Origin of the sequence: Paenibacillus sp. FSL H8-0280, from assembly GCF_045040665.1 — a bacterium.
Lineage (GTDB): Bacteria > Bacillota > Bacilli > Paenibacillales > Paenibacillaceae > Paenibacillus > Paenibacillus xylanexedens_A.
This window is the reverse complement of sequence record NZ_CP150296.1, coordinates 3,383,103-3,405,261: the sequence shown is the minus strand read 5'-3', so window position 1 is coordinate 3,405,261 and position 22,159 is coordinate 3,383,103. Positions and strand designations below refer to the sequence as shown.

The window sequence follows — 22,159 nt, the reverse complement described above, 5'->3', positions numbered from 1 at the left end:
TCTATTTATGCGACTTTTTTAAGGGATATGCTATTTTATAGTTCTCCAGTTTCTTTAGGTTTCCTTTCTCAATGCCTCAACAATGCTCGTTTGGTTTAATCGATACATCGGCCAAGCTGTAGCAACGAGTGTTGTTGCTATGGCACCTGCACAAGCAAGAACAATACTAGACCATGGAATGGCCCAACCTACATCGAGAGCACCTTTGAAGAGATGATGTATCCCATAGCTCAGTATTGTTCCGAGTATACTGCCGTATACTGCAGCGTACAGGCCGTATAAAACACCTTCCAATAGGATCATTTTCCCAACATTACGCTGTGTCATGCCGATCGCTTTGAGCACCGCAAATTCTTTGGTGCGTAGAATGAGATTGGTGCTGACGGTGTTCAGTATATTCAGGAATGCAATAAGGACAATTACACCGATAAAACCATACAAAAAGATGCTTGCTGTGGTGGCATCGTTTTTGGCCTTTGCTCGCGCCATCACATTATCCATATAGCTGTAACCAGCGTCTTTTTCGGTTAGGGACTTGAGGTAATCCGTGATCGGCTTGTTTGAAATATCGGTTTTCGCAAGAATAAAGATCCTTGAATACGCATCGTTACCTGTAACTTTCTCTATGACTTCAGGTGTCGTAATGAGTTCAAGCATCGCGCTCTCATTATAATCTTTCGATAACACCCCTTGTTCAACGATCCCCGTCACCGTCAGTGTCTTGTATTTTTGATTCCCTCCATCTAAAGTACGTACTTGGATGTGATCCCCAACCTTAAACTGGGTTTGGTCGATGATAATCTGTTTGCCTTCCTCCGTCGTTATAATTCGTAACTTCTGATTGAGAATGACGCCATTCTCCTGGTTCATCTTATCTTTGTCGATCGTACCAGCCGTTAGTTTGGATTTCAGAGCATCGAGTCCGTTATCTCCGTAAGATTCGAGGAAATTGTTGTCTGTTCGATACCCCTCTCCCTCTTCAACAGAATACATTCCCTTCCTGAGTTCATAGTATTTGGGATTGACTTTATCCTTCGGAAGAATTGCCATCACTTGATGGATATATAACTTATAAGCATGTTCTACTGCGTCAATTTTGACAATGTCTGAATATACGGAATCATCGATCCGCTTGGAATCCCCTTCATATTGAACTGAATAGGAATACTCGATCCCCGATTGAGACGTCTGTCCTAAGAATCCGGCCAAGCCGCTAAAGACAATAAATAGAATCATGCTGATCACTATGGAAAAGGCAGTGATGCCGAAACGCTTTTTGTTCCGCCTGATGTTTCGACTAGCAAACTGCCCTTCGATACCTAACAGTTTTCCTAGCAGCATTGATTTTCGGACAGATGTGATGTCCTCCACCTTTGTGCTTCCCGAGCTATGAATCGCCTCAAGTGGGGATACCTTTGCAGCCAGTCTCGCAGGTCCGATTGCCGACAGATAAACAGTCAATAATCCCAGTACCCCGGCTATGATCAAAATTGGCAGGGAGATGACCATTTGCATATCATTCAGAAATCCCAACGCCAAAAAGCTGATGTTGTAAAACAGAAGTTTCATAAAAACAGTTCCCGTCAATAACCCAATAGGAATGGCAATTAGACTAAGTATTGTCGCCTCTTTGAGAACTAATTTGCGTATTTGAGATGGGGTAGCCCCAATGCAACGCAGCATTCCGAATTGGGAGGTCCGCTCCAGAACAGAAATATGAAACGTATTATAAATTACCGCACTCGTACAACCCATAATAATGATGATGATTGCAGCGAATGCGTATAGTAGGCTGTGGTTTACACCTTCGTAGGTGCTTTCGCCATATAACTTGAGCAGTTCATTATTGTAATCGATCCGAACATTTTTAATGTCGATAGCCCTATCTAGTTTTACGGCAGAACCTTGATCCACTTTCTCAACATTTAATGATGATATGATAGCTTTTGTCTTTGGCTCGATTTGATCCATCGATTTCATTTTGACGTAAATGAAGTATTTTTTATCCGGTTTGATCGTTTGGTTATCATCATAAGTGATGGCCGGTAATATGAAGTTGGCCGACCAGGAACCCTTAGTGCCTGGGTTACTAAACCCGACGACGATAAATTCCCTCTCTGTTTGGGGGCGAAAATCCTCATCCTGATCCCAGCCGAGATCTCCCAAACCATTAATTTTTTTCATTTCCCCTGTTGATGCAACAATCCGATCTCCCAGATTTAACTTAATCGAATCACCCAGTTTCGGTTTCGTTGGAAAGCTATCCAGACTCAACGTAGGTAGGATAATTTCGTGAGAATTCTTGGGAAGTCTGCCCGCATCCAATTGAATCTGGAGTTTGCTCATTGCATCGGTGTTATAATTTTTGAGATTCAAATACCGATAAGGCGCAGCAAATGGATTTTCTCGCTTCTCTTTCTCACTCGTTTTACTAAGGACTGAATATCCTTCCCTACTAATAATTCCGGCACTCTCCACCGATGCATTATTGACAACTTTAGAGATGGCTTCTCCGGGTAATCCGTTAAAAGAAACATGGTAATCCCCGTACTCTTGAACGGTTTGCCGAACCACCTTGTCTCTGAAGCTGAGGCCGATGGTTCCGATGGCTGTAAGTAGTGTCACGGACAAAATAATGCCAACGATCGTTAGTATTGATCTTTTTTTCTGCCCTAGCAAATATTTTTGGGTAAGACTAGTATACTTATTCACGATCTCTCACCCCAGTTTGCTGCAAGAGTGTGCCATCTTTTATATTTACAACACGGTCCGCTCTCTGAGCTACATTCAGATCATGTGTGATCATAATCAAGGTTTGATTATACTTTCTGACGGAGTAGGTAAGCAGATCTACGATTTCTTTACTGTTCTTGCTGTCCAGATTGCCCGTTGGTTCGTCAGCCAAAATAATCGATGGTTTATTGATCAATGCACGTCCAATTGCAGTTCGCTGCTGTTGCCCGCCTGATAATTGGGACGGAAGGTGCTGCCTTCGATCGCTGAGTCCCAGCACGCTCAATAATTCCTCAAGATAACCCTCGTCCACATGTTTATTCTCAAGCAGCATCGGCAATTTAATGTTCTCTTCCGCAGTTAACACCGGGATCAGATTGTATGATTGGAAAATAAAACCGATTTTGCGTCTTCTGAACACAGCCAATTCATTTTCACTTTGAGAATACAGGTCTATACCGTCAATAATGACTTGGCCACTTGTCGGTTGATCCACTCCCCCGAGCAGATGCAGCAATGAGCTTTTGCCAGATCCGCTGGCGCCAACGATCGCAACGAATTCTCCTTGATTGACGGACAGATTAACATCTCTCAATGCTTCCACCCTAGCCTCAGCACTTCCGTATATTTTACATAAATGATCGGTCTTCAAAATTTCCACCTTGTTGTACCTCCAGTTGTATGATTAACATTGCTTGATTGTTATTATAGGTGTGGAAGCTTACGTTGAAGTGAAGAAGAAGCTTACATTATCGTAAGCTTCTTCTTAAGTCCTCTCTTTTTTGAAAAATGAAATTCTGAATGTTGTCCCTTCTTGAAGCACACTCTCCACCGTAATGATCCCTTGTTGTTCCTCAATGATCGATTTGGTCAAAGCCAGACCAATCCCTATACTGTTGGGCTTGTTATGGTTCTTTCCTTTATAGAATCGTTTGAAAATATGAGGCATATCATCGGGATGAATGCCTTCGCCTTTGTCATGGATAATGATCGTATCAAACAGTGCGTTTTCTTCCAAATGGATTTGAACCTCACCCTCTACTGGGGAGTGTTCCAGTGCATTTTTAATCAAATTTATAACAGCTTCCTTGAGCCATTCTTCATCTGCTTGCACAAACGCATTTTCACTACCGAGGATGGAGATCGTCTGCCGCTTCTGGTCTGCTACCGTCCGGAGTGAATAGACAACGCTCTCCACCATCTCCCTAAGCTCGATCCTTTCTTTTCGAAATCCAATTGCTCCCGCTTCGACCCGTGCCAGCTTCAGCAGGCTGATGATGAGCCATTCCATTCGGTCAAGCTGCTGCCGACTTCGTTCCAGAAACGTCATTCTCATTTCTTCTTTCATCCCGGGTTCATTCAGCAGATTCTCATTGAACACAATCAGAGAGGCTAGGGGTGTCTTGAGCTGGTGAGAAATGTCGGATAACAGATTGCGCAAAAAGGTTTTATCCTGCTGGAGTAGCTCCAGGCTGTTAGTTAGTCTTCCAGCCATCGCATTGAAGCTCCGGCCAAGTGAGCCGAAGTCTCCATCCTCCGTCTCAGGCAGTTTTTTATCGAATTGCTGTTCCACAACCTGCTCCGCTGCATGAGAAATCGTTCTGATTTTTACAAAAAATGTACGATACTCCCACAGAAGCAACACCATGAGTGGGATCAGGAACAACAATACTTGAGTCGCTGTTTTTAAGGGTAATGCTAGTCCTGAAAGAGCCGGCTGATCTTCTAAAGACATACCCGCCTGATATCCGTATTGTGCAAGGATACGTTGCCCCTCAGCAAGTTCATCGGCCTGGGCACCTTGGGTAACAAAGTGAATCACCTCATTCTCCAACTGGGGATCTTTCATTAACAAATGCCCGATTAGGGCGCTATTCTGATTCACAATGGTTGTATTAATGCTACCGACTTGATGCTGCATGTAAAAGAACATCACGAACGACAAAAGAACTTGCAGAGCAAGTACTTTAATGGCGATAGATTTCCACTCTGGATTTCGCATGACTTCAAACATGTTCATCTCCCTATAACTTCCACGTTCCATTTATATCCGATCCCCCGAACGGTTACGATATATTGTGGTGCTGCTGGAATATCTTCCACTTTCTCTCTTAACCTGCGGATATGGACAGAGAGCGTATTATCATCAATGAAGTCGCCCGAGAGATCCCAGAGATGATTCAGAATTGAACTTCTGCTGCATATCTGCTTCGGATGAGAGATCAACATCAATAGTAATCGGTATTCAAGCGCCGTCAGTGTAATTTCACTATTGTTTTTGAGTACAGTTCCTTCTAAAATACGCACCTGGATGTTATCCGATATCCATAAGCTTACTTCTTGTTTTCCCTTGTTGTTACGTCGTAATACGGCTTTAATTCGTGAAATAAGTTCTTTGGTTCGAACAGGTTTGGTTACATAGTCGTCTGCTCCGAGATCAAGCCCTACGACCACGTTTGCTTCCTCATCCAAAGCCGTCAAAAAGATAATGGGCACTTGCGACGTCACCCGAATCTCACTGCATAGTTGATATCCCGACCCATCGGGCAAAGTGACATCCAACAAAATCAGATCGATCGACTTTGCATGCAGTGCCTGTCTAGCTTCTTCCAAGTTCCCCGCCACAACGATCTCATATCCTTCATTGGACAGTGTATATTGAATACCAAACACCAGATTTTCATCATCTTCTACGAGTAATAAGCGATTCATCGTACACCTCAGATCATGCTATTTTGAATTTGTATTTATTTCATTTTGATTATAGAGTTCCTGCGTCATTATACATCATTTGAGTTTCTACGCTATAACATTATGATTAATGGGATGTTCAATGAGGCTATCTTCACGAGTATACGAGTTTAAGATTTTCCTCAGATAGGCTAACTGGTTAGGGTACATTTTGATCAGGTGTTCTCCGTTCAACCAAAAAGTTTAGTTACTCTGTATACTCTTGTCCTTTAATACCAAATATAAAAGCCTGCTCCTATGTGGAACAAGCTTTTATCCGTGTCAATTGTACTATATGCCAAGAAAGATTGTTGTTCACCGTTAGTATCTCTCTGATTCCTTAAATATCATATAACGATGGACACCTCTGACAGCATGCATTGCTTCCTGTAATAGCTGAATCGCAGTTTCGCGTTGTCCCGCTTTTAGTTCAATCGCTGCAAGAAGCGAAGATCTCATCCAGACCTTGTTAATGGATTTCAAGTGTTCCCTAGCCTGCTCACTTCTTCCTTCTTCCATAAGCAAATACGTTTCATAATATGTACGATAATCCGATCTACGCATATTCTGCACCGCCGTACGAACAGCTACCAAGTCGTTGCGATAGGAGCCGTAAGCTGCATTATATACTGCTTGTGTCCTTTTATTCGTGTCCTCATTTCTGATGCGCTCTATTGTGTGTTCCAATTCATCATCAAGTCTGTTTGCAAGAGCGTAATAGATATAAAGCTTTGGAGTATTCTCCTGTCTGCGTAGAAAAGCCTCGACGCGGTCCATGCGTGTTTCCCAACCCAGAGGATAAAAAATACGAATGGTAAACATGATCAGAGTAGCGGTGAGAACGACTCCAAGTATCCAAAACAGAGATTGGTCATTCATCTTCAGGTACACAACAAATAAAAATACGGCCAAATAAAAAACAATATCCCACTTATATTTTCCCATCATCCATCTCCTTTATAGACATAAAAAAACTATTATATCAAAACAAACCCCAAGGAGTATATGCACTGCATCCTCTGGGGTTTAGTTAAATTTATAAAAATTGATTTGTTGAGATTTTCTTCATTAACGACAACCGACAGTATCGTCTACTCAATAGACTAGATTCTCACGCCCCGGCGTCTCCAATCATTTGTCGTTCAATTTGTTTCATTTCATAAAAATAGCCTTTTTGCTCCATCAGCTCGGAGAAGGAACCCGATTCCACAATCTTGCCTTGGTCCATGACCACAATCCGATCCATCTCTTCCAATCCCGTCAGCCGATGGCAGATTAGGAGAAGTGTATCTTCCGATGCCTGTGCCAGAAGATGCTGCAATACACGTTGCTCTGTGACGTAATCCAGCGAAGAAGTTGGTTCGTCCAGAAGCCATAACCGTCCTTTGCGCAGCATGGCCCGTGCGAGAGCTAGCCGCTGCTTCTCACCGTCCGACAGGTTCTCCCCTTTTTCATACACCATGTCAGTCAACAACTTATTCGGCAGTTGGACTTTATCCAGTACAGCCGACAGTTGTTCATCTGAATGTTCTTCTTCATTCAGCAACAGGTTGTCCCGGATGGTTCCCCGGAAGAAATGACTTTGCTGCAACACAACATTTGCCCTTTGCCAAATGCTCTCTTCATTCAGTTCCTGCACCAGAACATCGTTTAACCGTATCTCACCAGACGTTGGCGCACGCAACTTGAGTAACAGATCGATAATCGTTGACTTGCCTGACCCGCTCGGCCCGACAATCGCTGTTTTGGAGCCTGCAGCAAGTTGCAGGGATAGCTCCCTCAGCGCCGGTCTCCATTCCCCTTCATATTGGAAGTTAACACCGGATAGTTCAATCGAAACTGCCTGATCGGATGACACTTCACCGCTTGGCTGTACAGGTTGCACATCGGAGGTTGGCACCGTTTCCGCCAGTCGCTGAGCGGCGTGCTCGCTGTCCTGCTTATATAGAGGTAATATAGCCATTGCCGCAGCTTCTTCGAACACGGTCTGCGTGGCCAGGATCAGCATGGCGAGGAATACACCGGCAAACGCTCCATTCACAATTAAAAAGGCGCTCAGTGCCAGCACTCCCCATGTAACAAGATACGTCACAAAAACGTGCATAGATTGCCCGCGCAGTAGGTGTGAAGCGGCTTGTTTCTGTTCCGTTGCCAATGCAGCGGAAGCCTGCTGAAGCTGTTGCTCACGCTGTTCCAATTGGCCGTATACTTTCAGATCCCGGAAACCATACAACACTTCGGTTACTTCCGTGGACAGCAAGGCCCGTTGCTGGCGGACACGTCCGTGTATTTTTTGCTGACCTAACAAGACAATACCTGGTACAACAAATGCCGTAATCAGCATACCTAGTACTAACAAACACGCAATCCAGATCGAAAAGGCCGAAGTGAACAGCATGGTAGCCAAAAACACCATAACGACCATGATGGGTGGATACGCGACCCGCAAAAAGTAATTTTGCAAGCTTTCCACATCACCCACGATCCGCGCAAGCAGATCCCCGCTTCGGTTTTTGTTCAATATACCTGGCGTTACCGGGATCAGTTTGGCAAAAAAGGACGTCCGCAAGCGGCTCAGCATGGAAAATGTTGCCCTGTGCGAATACAAGCGTTCTCCGTAGCGGCTCGCCGCTCGAAGGAAACCAAGTAGTTTGACCATAGAAGTGAGTACAATTAAGGTATACAGCGGTGGGGCAAATACCGTTTGCGATATCATATACCCACTCGCGGAAAAGAGAGCTACCCCTGCTATGCCGGCGATAAATCCGCCCAATATCGAAAGCAAGATATCCTTGCGCTCCTGAATCATCGCTTTTGACAGAATCGTCAGCTCATTCATGCTAACCCTCCTTTCCGTTGTACATCCACCATCTCCGCATATTGAGGCAGGCGCGCCAGAAGCGCTTCATGATGTCCTGAATCCACTAATACCCCACTATCCATAAACAAAATGTTGTCCGCATGTTGAATCGTATATAAACGGTGTGCCACCGTAATCATCGTTGCCGTTTTGGCTAATGCCGCAATGGATTGTTGTAGTACCCGCTCGGTGTGCAGATCCAGACCAACGGTGGGTTCATCGAACAAAATAACAGCTGGTCGCTTCAGAAAAGCACGTGCCAAAGCAAGTCTTTGCTTTTCCCCACCAGACAGCCCCCGGCCACCTTCACCAACAAACGTATCCAAGCCCTGCTCCAATTGTGCAACAACGCCAGCAAGCCCTGCTTCCTCTGCCGCCTGCTCAATTTCAGCTCTGGAGACGTTCCGACCCGCGCCAATCGCTATATTTTCGGCAAATGTACCTGCAAAAATATACGGATGCTGTGTAATGTAGCTAACACGCTCGAACCATGCAGCCTCATCATGTTGCGAAATCTGGCTTCCGTTAACCAGAACCGCTCCCGAATCTGGTTTCAGTAAACCGGCAATGAGATGAATCAGCGTGGTTTTACCTGAGCCACTTTTGCCTACAATAGCAATCTGTTCTCCTGGTCCAATTGAGATCTGTCCTGTCTCAAGTCCAAAGGAATCAGGTGTGTACTGGAATCGGACATGGTCCAGTTCAATGGTTGGTGGCATTGTTATCAACTCGGCACGAGCTGTACGGAGCTCTTCCGTCTGTGCTGTTGCATCGACATTGGTTAATTCGCTTTGATCCGATCCATCTTCAGGCTCCGTTTGTGTGCTCTTGATACTTGTTTCATCAAGCATTTGTTCCACCTTACGAATCGCCCCCATACTGGTTCGCCCGCTGTGAAAAGCCGTTCCTGTATTCTTCAACAGACTGTAAAACTCGGGAACGAGTAACAACACGAGAAAGGCCGTGTGGAAGCTCATCGATTTGAAAACGAGTAACTGGATAGCCAGTTCAAGCGCAACAATACCAATGCTTAACATCACGATCGATTCCAGCATAAACGTATTTGTAAATGCAATTTTCAAAATGCCCATGGTAGCATCACGATACCCCAGACTGCTGCGTTCAATTTCCTGTTGCTGCCGTTTAGCCCGTCCGAATATTTTTAACGTAACCAGTCCCTGAAGTGAATCCAGAAATGTACCGGAAAACTCAGCCAGTTGCGCGTATTTTTCTTCTGATTTGTTCTTTGTCTTGAGCCCAACTAAGATCATGAACAGCGGGATAAATGGTGCCGTAAACAGCATAATCCAGCCTGTATTGGCGTGCTGCGTAAATGTAACAACCAGAATCAGAATCGGGATCATCGCGGCTTCCATCATACGCGGCATGTACTGACTGAAATAACTGTCGGCTTCATCCACAGCATCCAAAGCAACACTGACCTTTCCTCCCGTCTGTCCACTCAGGGTTGAAGGCATGGAAGCGCGGGTCAGGTTCTGCAACACAGATGATCGCATATTCGTCTTGGCGCGTGCTGCCATATGCAAGCCCACTTTCCCATTACCATACGACAACAGTGAGCGTACAGCCATAACAACCAGTAATAGGACAAGCAACAGGACCACTGATGAAAAGGAAGCTTTCTCTACAAAGATTCGCTGGACTGCTTCAGCCACCAAGGTGGCCTGGCTTATTATAGCTGCACCAAGGGCCAGCGATATGATCGCAAGGAGAAGTCTGTTTTTTCGTTGTAAAGACATTTGCTGCGAGATCAGATTGGATTTGGCTCTCCTCTTCATTGAACGCTCCTCCTTTATTTTTTCCCTTTCACATAATCCGCATCAAACAGGAACAGTTTGAATACCAGAATAAGAGAAGGAATTAACAGGCATAGACCACCGATAAACACGACCACTAGGGCGAAACCCATTGCAGGTGATGTGGCGCTGCTCTGAATGGTGATGTATGGATCGAGAATGTAAGGATATTGCCCAATCCCGTAAGCGAAAAAGGCTGTGAAAAATTGCAGCATGATACTTATAAAAGCTAATCCATAACGTCGTCCGTTATATAACAGCCACATGGCAATCATGAAAAACGCAACGGAAAGCGCCAGCAGCCACCATAAATCCATCATGTTTTGAAAATGACGCTCATTGTGTTGACCCAAATATATAAATGCAGTCAGCGCGAGAATAATGGTCGGTGTGCTCCAGAACAAAGCATAGTTCCGCATGAGCTTCAATGCCGAATGGTCCTCTGCGCGAGAAGCGTAAAATGTGAGAAATGATCCGCTAATGAACAATACGGACACGATGGCTAGTCCAACGATGCTCCACGATAACGGATTGGTAAACAGCGCCCAGTAATCGAGGGAAACCGTATCTCCCTGTTTCAAAATAAAGCCACCTTCAGACAGTGTCAGTGCCACTGACAATGACGCTGGAATAAGCAACCCGGTAGCTCCGTATAAAAACAAATACACGATACTTTTTTTGGAACCATAATTTTCGAAAGCATAGAACGACCCACGAATGGCAAGTAAAATGACGGCTATACTTCCCGGAACAAGCAGCGCGGAGCCATAATAATAGGCCGTGTCTGGGAAAAATCCGACGATACCAATATAGAAAAAGACAAAAAATACATTGGTGATCTCCCAGACAGGTGATAGATAACGGGAGATCAGACGATTAATCAGGTGATCCTGCTTTGTCAGGCGTGCGTAAAAGGCGAAGAAACCTGCTCCAAAATCGATGGAAGCTACAATAAGATAGCCGTACAAGAACAGCCAGAGTACCGAAATACCAATTAATTCATAACTCATCAGGCCTGATCCCCTTTCTTGGCTGATTGATCATGCTTCTCCTTCAACCATTTCTCCATCTCGAGTTCAGCAGGATTATTATTGAACAACCGTCTCAGTACGACGACACACATAACGCCTAGCAGGATGTAGAGAAGCAAGAAGACGAAAAATAAAATTCTCACACTCGGAGAAGAAGTAGCGGCCTCTTCTACCCGCATATAACCTCGGATGATCCATGGCTGCCGCCCGATCTCTGCATAGAACCAACCCATCTCAACGGCCAGAAAAGCAAGCGGTGCACTGAGTGCAACCATACGAAGCATCCACTTGTTAAACTGATTACGTTTCTTCCAGAATACAAACAGGAAGTACAGACTTGATATAGCAAGCAGAGCGAAACCAATTCCAGCCATTAGATCAAACAAGTAATGCACAAGCAGTGGTGGCTGCTCATCTGGTGGAAATTCGTTTAGCCCGGTTACCTCGGCGTTAAAGTCTCCAAAGGCAAGGAAACTGAGCAGTTTCGGCAAATGAAGAGCGCCTATAATTTCATGTTCTGCATTCAGCCATCCAAAAAAAATCAAATCCGCGCCGCTTTCCGTCTCGAAATGCCACTCGGCAGCTGCGAGCTTCTCCGGCTGATGCTCAGCCAAAAACTTGGCAGACACATCTCCAGCAAAGGAATTTAATAAACTGAATACCAGCACAACGGCCATCATGAGATTCAAGCCTTTTTTGTGGTAGGCCGACACTCCTTTTCTCAGCATCGCAAAGGCTGCTATTCCTGCTAACAGGGCAGCTCCTGTCAGATAAGCCGAGCTTAATACATGGAACACTTTGGAGAACGTCGCTGTATTCAGCATCGCTTGCACGGGGTTCACTGCCATGAATTGACCTGCTTCCATGACAAAACCTTCAGGCTGGTTCATGAATCCGTTCACTGTTGTAATAAAAACAGCAGACATGCCTGCCCCGGCGACAATCGGAATAGTCAGCAACCAGTGGATATACGGATTTTTGAACCGATCCCACGTGTACAGATAAATGCCCAGGAATATTGCTTCAAAAAAGAATGCAAATACTTCCATAAATAGTGGCAGTGCAATGACATTCCCGGCAAGTTTCATAAAATTCGGCCATACCAAGGCCAACTGTAGTGAGATCGCTGTGCCTGTCACAACACCAACCGCGACAGAAATGACAAATCCTCTGGACCACCTCTTTGCCATAAGTATGTAATGGTGATCCTTCTTTCGAATGCCGATGAACTCTGCAATAGCAATCATCAAAGGTACGCCGACACCAAGCGTTGCAAAAATCACGTGGAACCCGAGTGTCAAACCAGTCACTAGCCTGCTCCATAAAACCGTATCAATAGCCATTCTTTGTGTTGCCTCCTTTCAAACTCTGTTCAATTTAGAAACATTCAATATCAGCTTTGGCCAAGCTTAATGCGGAGTTGCGAAAAAATTCACAAAGTTAGGTACGACGATATCTTGCCACACCTTGATGCACTTATAGTACTAACCAAGCCTATTAATCAAAATTATTATATCTTTATTTTTACCTAATTCAATCAAAGACACGTCTTCTACCCTAAACGTTCAAGAAAGGATCAACTCTTTCTGACAACTTGGTGAAAAACAAAAAATACACCCAATGGAGCTATTGATTCATTGGGTGTAAACGTGTTATTGCACGGCAGATTCTCTATTTTACTTGCTCCGAACTCACCGCACCTGCCTCGCGACGTACGCTCATGATGATCAGTGATGCAGCTAATACCGTAAGGATGATTCCAAGCATCTGAAATCCTGTCACATTAAATGTATCTCCCATGACAATCCCAATTAATAACGACGATAAGATGGTCCCCAGATAGCGTGATGTATTAAAAATACCCGATGCGACTCCAATCATTTCTTTGGGTGTGCTTTTGAACAGTGCTGCTTGCATGCCGACCGCGTTTAGGCCGTTACTTATGCCAAATAAAGCTAAGGCAACAATGACTATGAAGATTGGAGAAGTTTCGTTCATAACAACGATTAATATAGATCCAAATGTCATTAAAGAAGCGGATACGATCAGAGCTGGCCGTGATCCTGATCTGTCAATCCAGCGCCCTGTGATCGGAGCAATAATGACTGAACATAACCCCAAAGCCAGCATGCTCATTCCTGTATGAACTTCGTTGAGATGACGTACCTGCTTCAAATAGGTAGGAACTCCAAAAAAAAGTGCGTAAAACAGGATGTTCACCAGCATGTATTGCACATTCACCCAAGTCATCTCGGGATATGAGGCAAACGTTCGCAGAGGGATAAAAGGCGTGGCTGCTTTTAGTTCATGTCGGATGAACATGACGAGTGCGATTAACCCGATCCCCCCTGTCAGCAGATGCCATGTTGAAATATCTCCTGTGGAATTTACTGAAAGTAAACCGATGAGTAGAGTCACCAAAGCTACCGTAAACATCAGGATACCTGGTGCGTCAATTAACGCAAGCCATTGCCGAATGGACATGTGACCAGAGATAGACGAAGATTGCTCGTCCTTCGGGATTGTTTTCCAAGCGAACCAAAAACTCGCCAAGACAAACGGAATATTAACGAAGAATATGCTGTGCCAGTCCCACCAATGAATCAATACTCCACCAATAAAAGGTCCAATTGCAGCCGCTCCAGAAAGGAATATAGCCAAGGTGGACAAGGCGGAGGCTTGTTTTTCAGTCACGTTCATTCTGACAATCGCCATTCCGACGGCCACCATCATGCTTGTGCCAATTGATTGAACAATCCGGAATACGATGAGCCACGAAAAACTGGGAGACCACGGAGCTAACATGGACGATACAAAAACAATAACAAGACCCATGAGGAATATCTTCCTGCGGCCAAACAAATCACTACACTTGCCCATGACGGGTTGAGCGACAGCACTGGCAATATAAAATGATAAAATAATCCACGAAACGGCTGTAAAATTAAGTTGATACACTTGTTGTAGCCTGGAGATTGCCACCGAAATCATGGAGGAATTCAACGGATTCAACATAATTCCGAGTCCAACAGCTAACATCAATCCTTTATTTCGAACGTTCATTGGTGCACCTCTCTCTCTTCTGCTGTTATTTTACTTGAACGTATTCATTTATTCCAACGCATTATATGTTATGATTTGATGAACTAGAAGGAATGAAGGAATGGTGCAAATGGAACTTCTTCAACTAAAATATTTCCTGACGGTGGCCCGATGCGAGCATGTTACGGAAGCTGCGGGAAAGCTGCATGTCACGCAATCCTCCCTGAGCAAAACGATACAACGATTAGAGGACGACCTGGGAGTTTCTTTATTTGATCGAATCGGAAGAAAGCTGCGACTAAACGACTTTGGAAGAACATTTCTTCAGCGAACTGAAAAAGCCTTATTTGAATTGGAACAAGGAAAACGGGAAATCGCTGACCTCTCCAACCCGGATCAGGGTACACTGCAATTGGCAGTGACTACGGCGAGCACATTGCCCGGCATACTGCGGGAATTCCGGAAAAACAAGCCAGATATTCAGTTCCATGTGCAAATGGTTTCGTTAGAAAACATGTCCAGACTCCTACAACGGGGCGAGGTGGACTTTTGTCTCTCCTCCCCTCCGATTGAAGGTGACGATATCGAATGTCAGATACTATATGACGATCCGATTGTAGTCGCTGTTCCTATGGGTCATCGATATGCAGACCGAAGCAGTATTCAATTAACTGAGCTTAAGGACGAGTGGTTTGTTGGGGTGAAGCAAGGTTATGGGGTTCGTGATATGGTGGATTCCATATGTCAATCCGCTGGTTTCCTACCGAAGTATGTATATGAAGGTGATGAGCCAGCAAGATTAACCGCCCTTGTTGAGGCGGAGATCGGTCTAGCTTTTATACCTAGCACAGCCAGAAACCCGCATGAGCGCATTAGATATCTTCAGGTAGAGGAACATCAACTCGTTCGGGAAATCGCTCTACTTTCGCACAAAAACAGGTATATTTCAAAAGCCGCTTTAGAGTTTCGCAGCGTGGTTATGGACTATTTCAGTGCTATGCCATGAGCATAAATTCAATCCAGAGGAGTGCATTCCCACATCTGAAATTTCACCGCATAGAAGCTCATATCAATGTGGATAACACCCCTTCCATGAAACTGGCAGAGAGTGTTGGTATGGAATTTGAATGTCTACGTAAAGGGTTTATACACGAAAATAATGAATGGACCGATCACTTGGTGTATTACAAAAATTCTAATTAAATGGTTCATACAACTCACTCTAAAACAAGGGAACTCCATATCAAGAAGTTCCCTGTTTTCTATGTTTGTTGAATATTCTTCTTTTTGCGATGAAGGGTTACTACTCCCAAACTTACTGCTGAAATCCATAATAGGATTATTGCATTACTTGAGACTAATGATTGCACTGTATCTAGTTGCAATAATTGCGTAATTAACCTTCCTTCATACGGTGAAAGTGTGGCTCCCAAGTTATACGCGATCAGAACAATGGTGGTACCTAACTTTGCCATTTTGGCGATTTGTTGTGCAAAAGTATGCAATAAATAGGGCATTATACAGCGGAATGAAAAACCGATGATCATTGAGCAAACGGTAGTAAGAATAATACTTTGCGAGATCGTCGTAACGAACATCGAGCTTCCAAGTAACAGAATCGATAATGGAACGATATAGTTACCGAGTGTTTTGTATACTTTCCCAAAAGAAAAGCCGGCAACAAAAGCTCCCAAACCTATAAATGCAATCATGTTGCTTCCATTTGTCGCAGTTCCGATATTTTTTTCCAAAATCAAAGGAGTAATCTGTAAATTATAATTGATGAAAATAGCTACTATTACAAATAATAAGAGACCATAGCCAATCATGACTTGAAGGGCTTTTTTATTATTTGTGTGGCTTGGATTCGTGGTGACCTCTTCTCTTCTATTAAGCTCTTTTTTATCAGAAGGAACGAAAATCAGGAATGCAATGAAAATAGGAAGTGCCAGGGCGTAGACATAAAATGATGTGTGCCAGCCCATTTTCAATAGTTGACCAACGAGTAGTGTTAGACAAATGCCTCCTAATCCCTCAAAGGCACTTTCTAAGCCAATTACGGTTGCTTGTTTACCTGGATTTTTATGATACATATCACTGATCATCTGAATGATGAGCCGGTTAAATAAACCTACACCTAACCCAAACAAACAGCGAGAAATGAACAGCAACGAAAAAAGGTCATGATACAATGCAGGGAATACTCCCGCAATGAGAACAAGTCCTAATCCAGTTAGTATAGTTGCTTTCTTCCCAATAAGAAGTTCAAGTCGATTAGCAATTAACACACCAAGAATGACAAATAATGAAGGTATGGTCGTTAATAATCCTACATGTGTTACCGATATCTCTGGAAAATCATTGGCTATCGCAGGAATGTTAGCGGCAATCACTGGACCTGAAGAAATTAATAACGCAACGGACAATAACGAATATGTTCTAAGCTTCTCCATGGATATTATAAAAAACCAACTCCTAACTGTTTGTATTTGCTCCATATGGCCGATAGTTAGCCTTGATGCTGCGATAAATGGATAAAGCAGTAACGCATAAGTCGATGACTTCATACGTTACTGCTCAGTCGATTAGAGTTCTTTGCCGTTACTTTGAATAACTTTTTTGAACCATTCAAAGGATTTTTTCTTGCTGCGTTTCAACGTACCATTTCCAGCGTCATCTTTGTCGACATGTATGAAACCGTATCGTTTACTCATCTCTCCAGAACTTGAGCTTACTAGATCAATGCAACCCCAGGACGTGTAACCCAACAACTCTACGCCATCTTCTTCCACTGCTGTTATGAAAGCTTGGATGTGTTGACGCAAATACTCGATTCTATAATCATCAGCAACATATCCCGTCTCATCAGGAGTATCTATCGCTCCTAAGCCATTTTCAACGATGAATAGTGGCTTTTGATATCGGTCATACAAGGAATTCATTGTAATTCTTAGACCTTCAGGATCGATTTGCCATCCCCATTCACTTGTTTTCAAATGAGGATTGCGCAGTGTCGGAAACAGGTTAGCTGCCGTTTGTGTGTTTACTTCCGGGTCTGCACTGGTTAATCGTGAACCATAATAACTGAACGAAACGAAATCAACCGTATTATTTTTCAAACATTCCTCGTCCCCGTCTTCCATGGCTAAATTAATATTCATTCGTTCTAACATTTTCTTGGCATAGTTTGGGTATTCTCCTCGGGACTGTACATCGACGAAGAAGTAGTGCTCGCGATCTCTTGTCATGGCTTTCCAGACATCATCTGGTGCACATGTATACGGGTAAGTGTTGGCACCTGCTAACATACAGCCAATCTTAATTTCCGGGTTAATTCTACGCGCAATTTCAGTTGCTTTTGCACTTGCGATCAATTGATGATGAGCCGCCTGATACTTCACAGCATCCTCATTCTCACCTTCTTCAAACACTAGGCCTGAGCTACCAAAAGGTAGATGCAACAGCATGTTAATTTCATTAAAGGTAAGCCAATACTTCACTTTATCTTTATAACGGGTGAAGATCGTTTCACACAGTCTCTCATAATAATCCACCATTTTTCGACTTCTCCACGATCCAATAGTTTTCACCAAATGAATAGGGACATCAAAATGGGTAATGGTGACTAACGGCTCAATGCCATACTTCAAACATTCATCAAATACATTTTCATAGAATTTCAAGCCCTCTTCGTTGGGTAACTCGTCATCTCCATTAGGGTAGATCCGAGTCCATGCCAAAGATAAACGGAAACACGTAAAGCCCATCTCTGCAAATAAAGCAATGTCTTCTTTATACCGATGATAAAAATCAATAGCTTCATGACTCGGATAAAAATGCTCTTGATCACACTCCAACATTTTTAACTGTCCTCGCATGACAGGAACACGATCTTTCCCTGCCGGGATTACATCAACTGTGGATAGTCCCTTGTTGCCTTCTGCATATCCACCTTCACATTGGTTAGCAGCAACTGCCCCGCCCCACAAAAAGTCTTTTCTTAAAGTCATTAAAACACACTCCTAACCTGTAGTTTTGTTAAGCTTTGACAACCAACAATGTATTGTTAAAATCAATATTTTGGGGACTAGTCTCTGCGATCACATCCGAGTAACTATACGAATTGGTTACAATAACGGGCGTTTGAGTGACATATCCTTCTTGTCTGATTTTGTCCAGATCAAAAGTCAGCAAGGTCTGTCCTTTTGTGATTCTCTGACCTTCTTCCACGAAAGCCTCAAAATATTTTCCGTTCAGCTTTACCGTATTTAAGCCGACATGAATAAGAATTTCGACTCCTTCATCGGATAATAGTCCAATAGCATGTTTCTTAGGAAATAGGGACACAATCATGCCATCAAATGGAGCAATGACTTTCCCCTCGCTAGGTTCAATAGCAATTCCTTTACCCATTGCCTCTGAGGCAAACGCTGCATCTTGTACATCCTGAAGTTGAATAAGCTGACCTTTAAGTGGCGTTGCAATAACAGAATCTTTAATTGTAATGACTTCATCCGCAACCCCACTCCCTTCGTTCGCATTTGAAACAGTGTTGTTCTGTGAAGGTGCGTCTTTTTCATATTTCAAACTGAGCAAATAGGTAAGCACAGCAGTTACGACAGTTGTTATAACAAGTGCGATCAAAATGTTATATAGATTCCAGATATTTTCACCAATGTACAGAGGAATCGCCGGGATTCCTGAAGCGCCTGTTGCGTAACGGGAAACATCCATTAGCCCTGCAAATAGTCCCCCACTGGCAGCTCCAATCATACCCGCGACAAGTGGGTATCTCTTCGGTAAATTTACGCCGTAAAGAGCTGGTTCCGTGATTCCCATCAACGCGGTGATACCACTGGAAGCAGAAATTTGTTTTAATGCTTTATCCTTGGTTCTCATCCCTACAACTAATGCCGCAACACCTTGACCTATACAATTGATCATCGCTCCAGGACCGAGGATATTCTCATAACCTGATGTGGTGATTTGAGCAATGGATAGAGGAACAATATTATGGTGCAGCCCAAACATAACCAGTATTGGCCAGAAGGTTGCAACCAGGAAAATAACCAGCCAGCTACCATGTGCGGCCAAGAAGTCAAAGCCCATCGCTAAATACGTTCCGAAAAATGAGCCCAGTGGTCCCAACACGGTTAAGGCAAGAATTCCCGTTACTAAAATAGTGCACATGGGAACAAAAATAACTTTCACTGCATTCGGAATGATCCTTTTAAACAACGATTCAATATATGATTGTGACCAAACTATTAAGAGAATTGGAACTACAGAAGAACTATAAGATACAAGAGTTAGCGGGATTCCAAAAACACTTACGTCAGACCCATCCAAACGCAATTGTGTCAAGTTGGGATGGAGTAAAACACCGGCTAAAACGAGTGCTAAGACGGGACTGCATTTTAGTTTGTTTGCAGCTGAAAACGCCAGCAAGAATGGTAAAAAGTAGAAAATAGCATCTGACATAAGACTTACGACATAGTAGGTTTGGGAATCTTTTGAAATCCAGTTGAACAAAATAAGTAGAGCGAGTAATGCCTTGATCATACCAGCCCCAGCTATAGCAGGGACAATCGGACTAAATGTCCCCGAGACGAAATCGATTAATTTCCCCAAAATACTAACTTTTCTAGCTTGAGTTGGTTCACCCGATGAACTCGCGTTAGGTTGAAGATGCTTGATCACTTCTTTGTAAACGTCTTCAACATGTGTGCCGATGACGACTTGAAATTGTCCGCCGCTCTCAACCGCATCAATAACACCGTCAAACGATTTAAGCGCTTTTTGATCTGCTTTATTAGTATCATTCAGTGCAAATCTAAGCCTAGTCATACAGTGAGTCAGAGTGGATACATTCTCACTACCGCCCACTTTCTCTACAATATCTTGAGCCAACTTCTCGTATTTCTTGCTCATCCAATAATGCCCCCTCTTGTTGTTACCATCTAAATGAATGAGACCAAAAGCGCTCTAAATAACTTCTCTTTGCAATAAAAAAAGCTATTTATCTGTAATACATAAAGGCAGCATTCATTACACCTTTAAAATATCATCTGATAAACAGCTATAGCCAATACCTATAATTTATACTTTATTATGCCTGAAAGGCATGCCTGATATGTTCCAAAAAACGTACCTCCGTTTGACTGAATACCTTGTGTTTTTTCCAGACAATCACCGTTGGAAACTGAAGTTCCGGTTGAAAAGGTCTAAAGCATAATGTATCAGACTGCTTCATTGCAAGCGCACCCTCAATACAAATTGCCGTCCCTAACCCCTCCTCTACGAGGTTTAGTACGTTAGATATTAAATTATAGGTCGCAACAAAGTTTAAATGTGCATACTCATCGGCAAACCAGCTTGCAATCTCATTCTGTACGACAGATCGGCTGGATATGAGCAGAGGCACTCCGGCTAAATCGGTTGAAGTGACATATTCTTTCTGGGCAAGAGGTGATGAGGTCTTCATAAGGACTCCCCAGCGTTCCTTCTGGGGCAGTCTGATGAAATCGTATTTCTCAATGTGAATGGGCTCTAACAAAATGCCCACATCGAGCAGTCCTTTATCGATTCGCTCCTTTATATCATCCCCCGTTCCACTATAGATGTGATATTTAACCTGCGGATACTCCATATTGAAGTCTTTTAATAATTGTAAAATAACATTGGACGTTAATGATTCAACACTCCCGATCGATATGGTTCCTCCAACCAGGTTGTTCTGATCTTTAAACTCTTTCTCTGTTTTATCCGCAAGTGTGAGAATTTCTTCTGCTCTTTGACGTAGAAGCATGCCTGCATCTGTAAGTGTTATTTTACTTTTACCGCGTATAAACAATTGAGTTTCTAAATTTTTTTCCAGATCAGCCAACTGTCTGCTTAACGTTGGCTGTGTCACATGTAAGATCGTTGCAGCATGTGTGATATTTTCTACTCGAGCTACTGTCAAAAAATATCGAAGTACTCTTAACTCCATAATTCCTCCTGATTTACGTTCATTTAAGTGTCTACTGAATCATTCATTTCTTTACTATACCTTCCTGTTAACCAGAAGAAGACAGTTGATTGGGATAATCAACTGTCTGTTGCTTCAAATAAAGAAGATTATTTCTCTGGAATGATTTCATTAACGCAGGCTAAAGCATTTAGTGTTCGAGGAAATCCCATGTAGGGAAGGCAGTGAGTTAGAGCGGTGATCATGGTTTCTTTATTATTGCCAACATTGATGTTATCCTGAACGTGTGCTTTGACTTGACTATCCGCACCTCCGAGTGCACTTAGTATACAAAGAGTAAGCAGCTCTCGTATTTTCAGATCCAGACCACCGCGGGTATAGAAGTCACCAAAGCAAAATGCTGAAAGATAGTCCTGGATATGCTTCTGATTTGACGGGGCATTTTCCCGGTTTTTCTCAATAATATCGCCAAAAATCTCTTTTTGAATACCAAGTCCTTTGTCAAAGCGATTATCTTCTTCAACCCGTTTTTGACTTTCAAGAGGCAGTGCAACATTTCGCTCTTTGAACACTTCATTCATTTCCGATATGGCATTTAAGGTTTTGGGGAATCCCAAATAAGGTGCGCATTGATAGATTGCTTCTTGGATCTCCGTTGGAGTCAACCCAACATTTAGCGCTGCACGAGTATGTGCTTTGAGCTGTGGCAACGTTTGATTAGTAGCCAGTACGACCAAAGTAATAAGCTCACGTTGCTTATCGTCAAGAGTACCTTGATCAAAAATTTCACCAAATATGAAGCGACTTAATATGTCCTGTAACTCAGGATCAGTAGCATATGCCGCTGGAACTCCCTCGCCGAATAGTCTTTTATATGTTTCCTGGCTCTTTTCGATTCGATTCATATTCATCTAACCTCCTGTTTCTTTTTAGTTAAAACTAGGTGTACCCATTTTACATTGAAAGGGGAAAGAAT

General features: G+C 43.3%; 16 protein-coding genes and 1 pseudogene. 2 read left to right on the top strand and 15 right to left on the bottom strand.

Translation table 11 applies throughout. The annotated features are described in order from the left end of the window. Positions 1 to 54: 54 nt before the first annotated feature. The 10 genes from MHI12_RS15110 to MHI12_RS15065 form a co-directional block, all read right to left on the bottom strand. Positions 55 to 2,712, bottom strand: a complete 2,658-nt coding sequence (locus MHI12_RS15110) for an ABC transporter permease (protein WP_405172848.1) — start codon at positions 2,710 to 2,712, stop codon at positions 55 to 57. Further along, positions 2,705 to 3,394 carry an ABC transporter ATP-binding protein gene (locus tag MHI12_RS15105; RefSeq protein WP_405172847.1) on the bottom strand — a complete coding sequence of 230 codons (690 nt, stop codon included), beginning with the start codon at positions 3,392 to 3,394 and terminating at the stop codon, positions 2,705 to 2,707. The genes MHI12_RS15110 and MHI12_RS15105 overlap by 8 nt, the downstream gene beginning before the upstream one ends. Before the next feature lie 105 nt (positions 3,395 to 3,499). Beyond that, positions 3,500 to 4,747, bottom strand: a complete 1,248-nt coding sequence (locus MHI12_RS15100) for an ATP-binding protein (RefSeq protein ID WP_405172846.1) — start codon at positions 4,745 to 4,747, stop codon at positions 3,500 to 3,502. Between the two features lie 2 nt (positions 4,748 to 4,749). Then, positions 4,750 to 5,445, bottom strand: coding sequence for a response regulator transcription factor (locus tag MHI12_RS15095; RefSeq protein ID WP_405172845.1), 696 nt, complete (start codon positions 5,443 to 5,445; stop codon positions 4,750 to 4,752). A gap of 339 nt (positions 5,446 to 5,784) precedes the next feature. After that, on the bottom strand, positions 5,785 to 6,411 hold the full coding sequence (locus MHI12_RS15090; protein ID WP_339783883.1) for a hypothetical protein: 627 nt from the start codon (positions 6,409 to 6,411) through the stop codon (positions 5,785 to 5,787). A gap of 163 nt (positions 6,412 to 6,574) precedes the next feature. Continuing rightward, entirely contained in the window at positions 6,575 to 8,302 is a 1,728-nt protein-coding gene (cydC, locus tag MHI12_RS15085; RefSeq protein ID WP_405172844.1) for a thiol reductant ABC exporter subunit CydC, read from the bottom strand. Continuing rightward, complete coding sequence (gene cydD, locus MHI12_RS15080; protein ID WP_405172843.1) at positions 8,299 to 10,122, bottom strand: thiol reductant ABC exporter subunit CydD; 1,824 nt, start codon at positions 10,120 to 10,122, stop codon at positions 8,299 to 8,301. Before cydD ends, cydC begins: the two co-directional genes overlap by 4 nt. A 14-nt stretch (positions 10,123 to 10,136) precedes the next feature. Further along, positions 10,137 to 11,150 carry a cytochrome d ubiquinol oxidase subunit II gene (locus tag MHI12_RS15075; RefSeq protein ID WP_341007479.1) on the bottom strand — a complete coding sequence of 338 codons (1,014 nt, stop codon included), beginning with the start codon at positions 11,148 to 11,150 and terminating at the stop codon, positions 10,137 to 10,139. After that, positions 11,150 to 12,514, bottom strand: coding sequence for a cytochrome ubiquinol oxidase subunit I (locus MHI12_RS15070; protein WP_405172842.1), 1,365 nt, complete (start codon positions 12,512 to 12,514; stop codon positions 11,150 to 11,152). The genes MHI12_RS15075 and MHI12_RS15070 overlap by 1 nt, the downstream gene beginning before the upstream one ends. Before the next feature lie 328 nt (positions 12,515 to 12,842). Then, a complete protein-coding gene (locus MHI12_RS15065) occupies positions 12,843 to 14,234 on the bottom strand; it encodes an MFS transporter (protein WP_405172841.1) in 1,392 nt (463 codons plus the stop codon). Between the two features lie 109 nt (positions 14,235 to 14,343). On the opposite strand from MHI12_RS15065, the gene MHI12_RS15060 reads away from it, so the two are divergent. Together MHI12_RS15060 and MHI12_RS15055 are read left to right on the top strand one after the other, a co-directional pair. Beyond that, positions 14,344 to 15,219, top strand: a complete 876-nt coding sequence (locus MHI12_RS15060) for a LysR family transcriptional regulator (RefSeq protein ID WP_405173001.1) — start codon at positions 14,344 to 14,346, stop codon at positions 15,217 to 15,219. Next, a pseudogene (locus MHI12_RS15055) lies at positions 15,183 to 15,416 on the top strand (GNAT family N-acetyltransferase); the annotation flags it as partial. The gene MHI12_RS15060 and the pseudogene MHI12_RS15055, both read left to right, overlap by 37 nt. A gap of 59 nt (positions 15,417 to 15,475) precedes the next feature. Here MHI12_RS15055 and MHI12_RS15050 read toward each other — a convergent pair. From MHI12_RS15050 to MHI12_RS15030, 5 genes are all read right to left on the bottom strand, one after another. Beyond that, positions 15,476 to 16,780, bottom strand: coding sequence for an MFS transporter (locus MHI12_RS15050; RefSeq protein WP_405172840.1), 1,305 nt, complete (start codon positions 16,778 to 16,780; stop codon positions 15,476 to 15,478). Between the two features lie 18 nt (positions 16,781 to 16,798). After that, on the bottom strand, positions 16,799 to 18,223 hold the full coding sequence (locus MHI12_RS15045) for a 6-phospho-beta-glucosidase (protein WP_405172839.1): 1,425 nt from the start codon (positions 18,221 to 18,223) through the stop codon (positions 16,799 to 16,801). Positions 18,224 to 18,251: 28 nt separating this feature from the next. Further along, complete coding sequence (locus tag MHI12_RS15040; RefSeq protein ID WP_405172838.1) at positions 18,252 to 20,144, bottom strand: beta-glucoside-specific PTS transporter subunit IIABC; 1,893 nt, start codon at positions 20,142 to 20,144, stop codon at positions 18,252 to 18,254. Positions 20,145 to 20,322: 178 nt separating this feature from the next. Beyond that, complete coding sequence (locus tag MHI12_RS15035; RefSeq protein WP_133384792.1) at positions 20,323 to 21,204, bottom strand: LysR family transcriptional regulator; 882 nt, start codon at positions 21,202 to 21,204, stop codon at positions 20,323 to 20,325. Positions 21,205 to 21,332: 128 nt separating this feature from the next. After that, the gene (locus MHI12_RS15030) at positions 21,333 to 22,088 is read right to left on the bottom strand and encodes a carboxymuconolactone decarboxylase family protein (protein WP_405172837.1); all 756 of its coding nucleotides are present in this window, start codon (positions 22,086 to 22,088) and stop codon (positions 21,333 to 21,335) included. Positions 22,089 to 22,159 lie beyond the last annotated feature (71 nt).

Coding starts and splice junctions, on each gene's coding strand:
- MHI12_RS15100 (WP_405172846.1), bottom strand. CDS start 4,747: ATGTTTGAAGTCATGCGAAATCCAGAGTGGAAATCTATCGCCATTAAA.
- MHI12_RS15095 (WP_405172845.1), bottom strand. CDS start 5,445: ATGAATCGCTTATTACTCGTAGAAGATGATGAAAATCTGGTGTTTGGT.
- MHI12_RS15090 (WP_339783883.1), bottom strand. CDS start 6,411: ATGATGGGAAAATATAAGTGGGATATTGTTTTTTATTTGGCCGTATTT.
- cydC (WP_405172844.1), bottom strand. CDS start 8,302: ATGAATGAGCTGACGATTCTGTCAAAAGCGATGATTCAGGAGCGCAAG.
- cydD (WP_405172843.1), bottom strand. CDS start 10,122: ATGAAGAGGAGAGCCAAATCCAATCTGATCTCGCAGCAAATGTCTTTA.
- MHI12_RS15075 (WP_341007479.1), bottom strand. CDS start 11,150: ATGAGTTATGAATTAATTGGTATTTCGGTACTCTGGCTGTTCTTGTAC.
- MHI12_RS15070 (WP_405172842.1), bottom strand. CDS start 12,514: ATGGCTATTGATACGGTTTTATGGAGCAGGCTAGTGACTGGTTTGACA.
- MHI12_RS15065 (WP_405172841.1), bottom strand. CDS start 14,234: ATGAACGTTCGAAATAAAGGATTGATGTTAGCTGTTGGACTCGGAATT.
- MHI12_RS15060 (WP_405173001.1), top strand. CDS start 14,344: ATGGAACTTCTTCAACTAAAATATTTCCTGACGGTGGCCCGATGCGAG.
- MHI12_RS15050 (WP_405172840.1), bottom strand. CDS start 16,780: ATGAAGTCATCGACTTATGCGTTACTGCTTTATCCATTTATCGCAGCA.
- MHI12_RS15045 (WP_405172839.1), bottom strand. CDS start 18,223: ATGACTTTAAGAAAAGACTTTTTGTGGGGCGGGGCAGTTGCTGCTAAC.
- MHI12_RS15040 (WP_405172838.1), bottom strand. CDS start 20,144: ATGAGCAAGAAATACGAGAAGTTGGCTCAAGATATTGTAGAGAAAGTG.
- MHI12_RS15035 (WP_133384792.1), bottom strand. CDS start 21,204: ATGGAGTTAAGAGTACTTCGATATTTTTTGACAGTAGCTCGAGTAGAA.
- MHI12_RS15030 (WP_405172837.1), bottom strand. CDS start 22,088: ATGAATCGAATCGAAAAGAGCCAGGAAACATATAAAAGACTATTCGGC.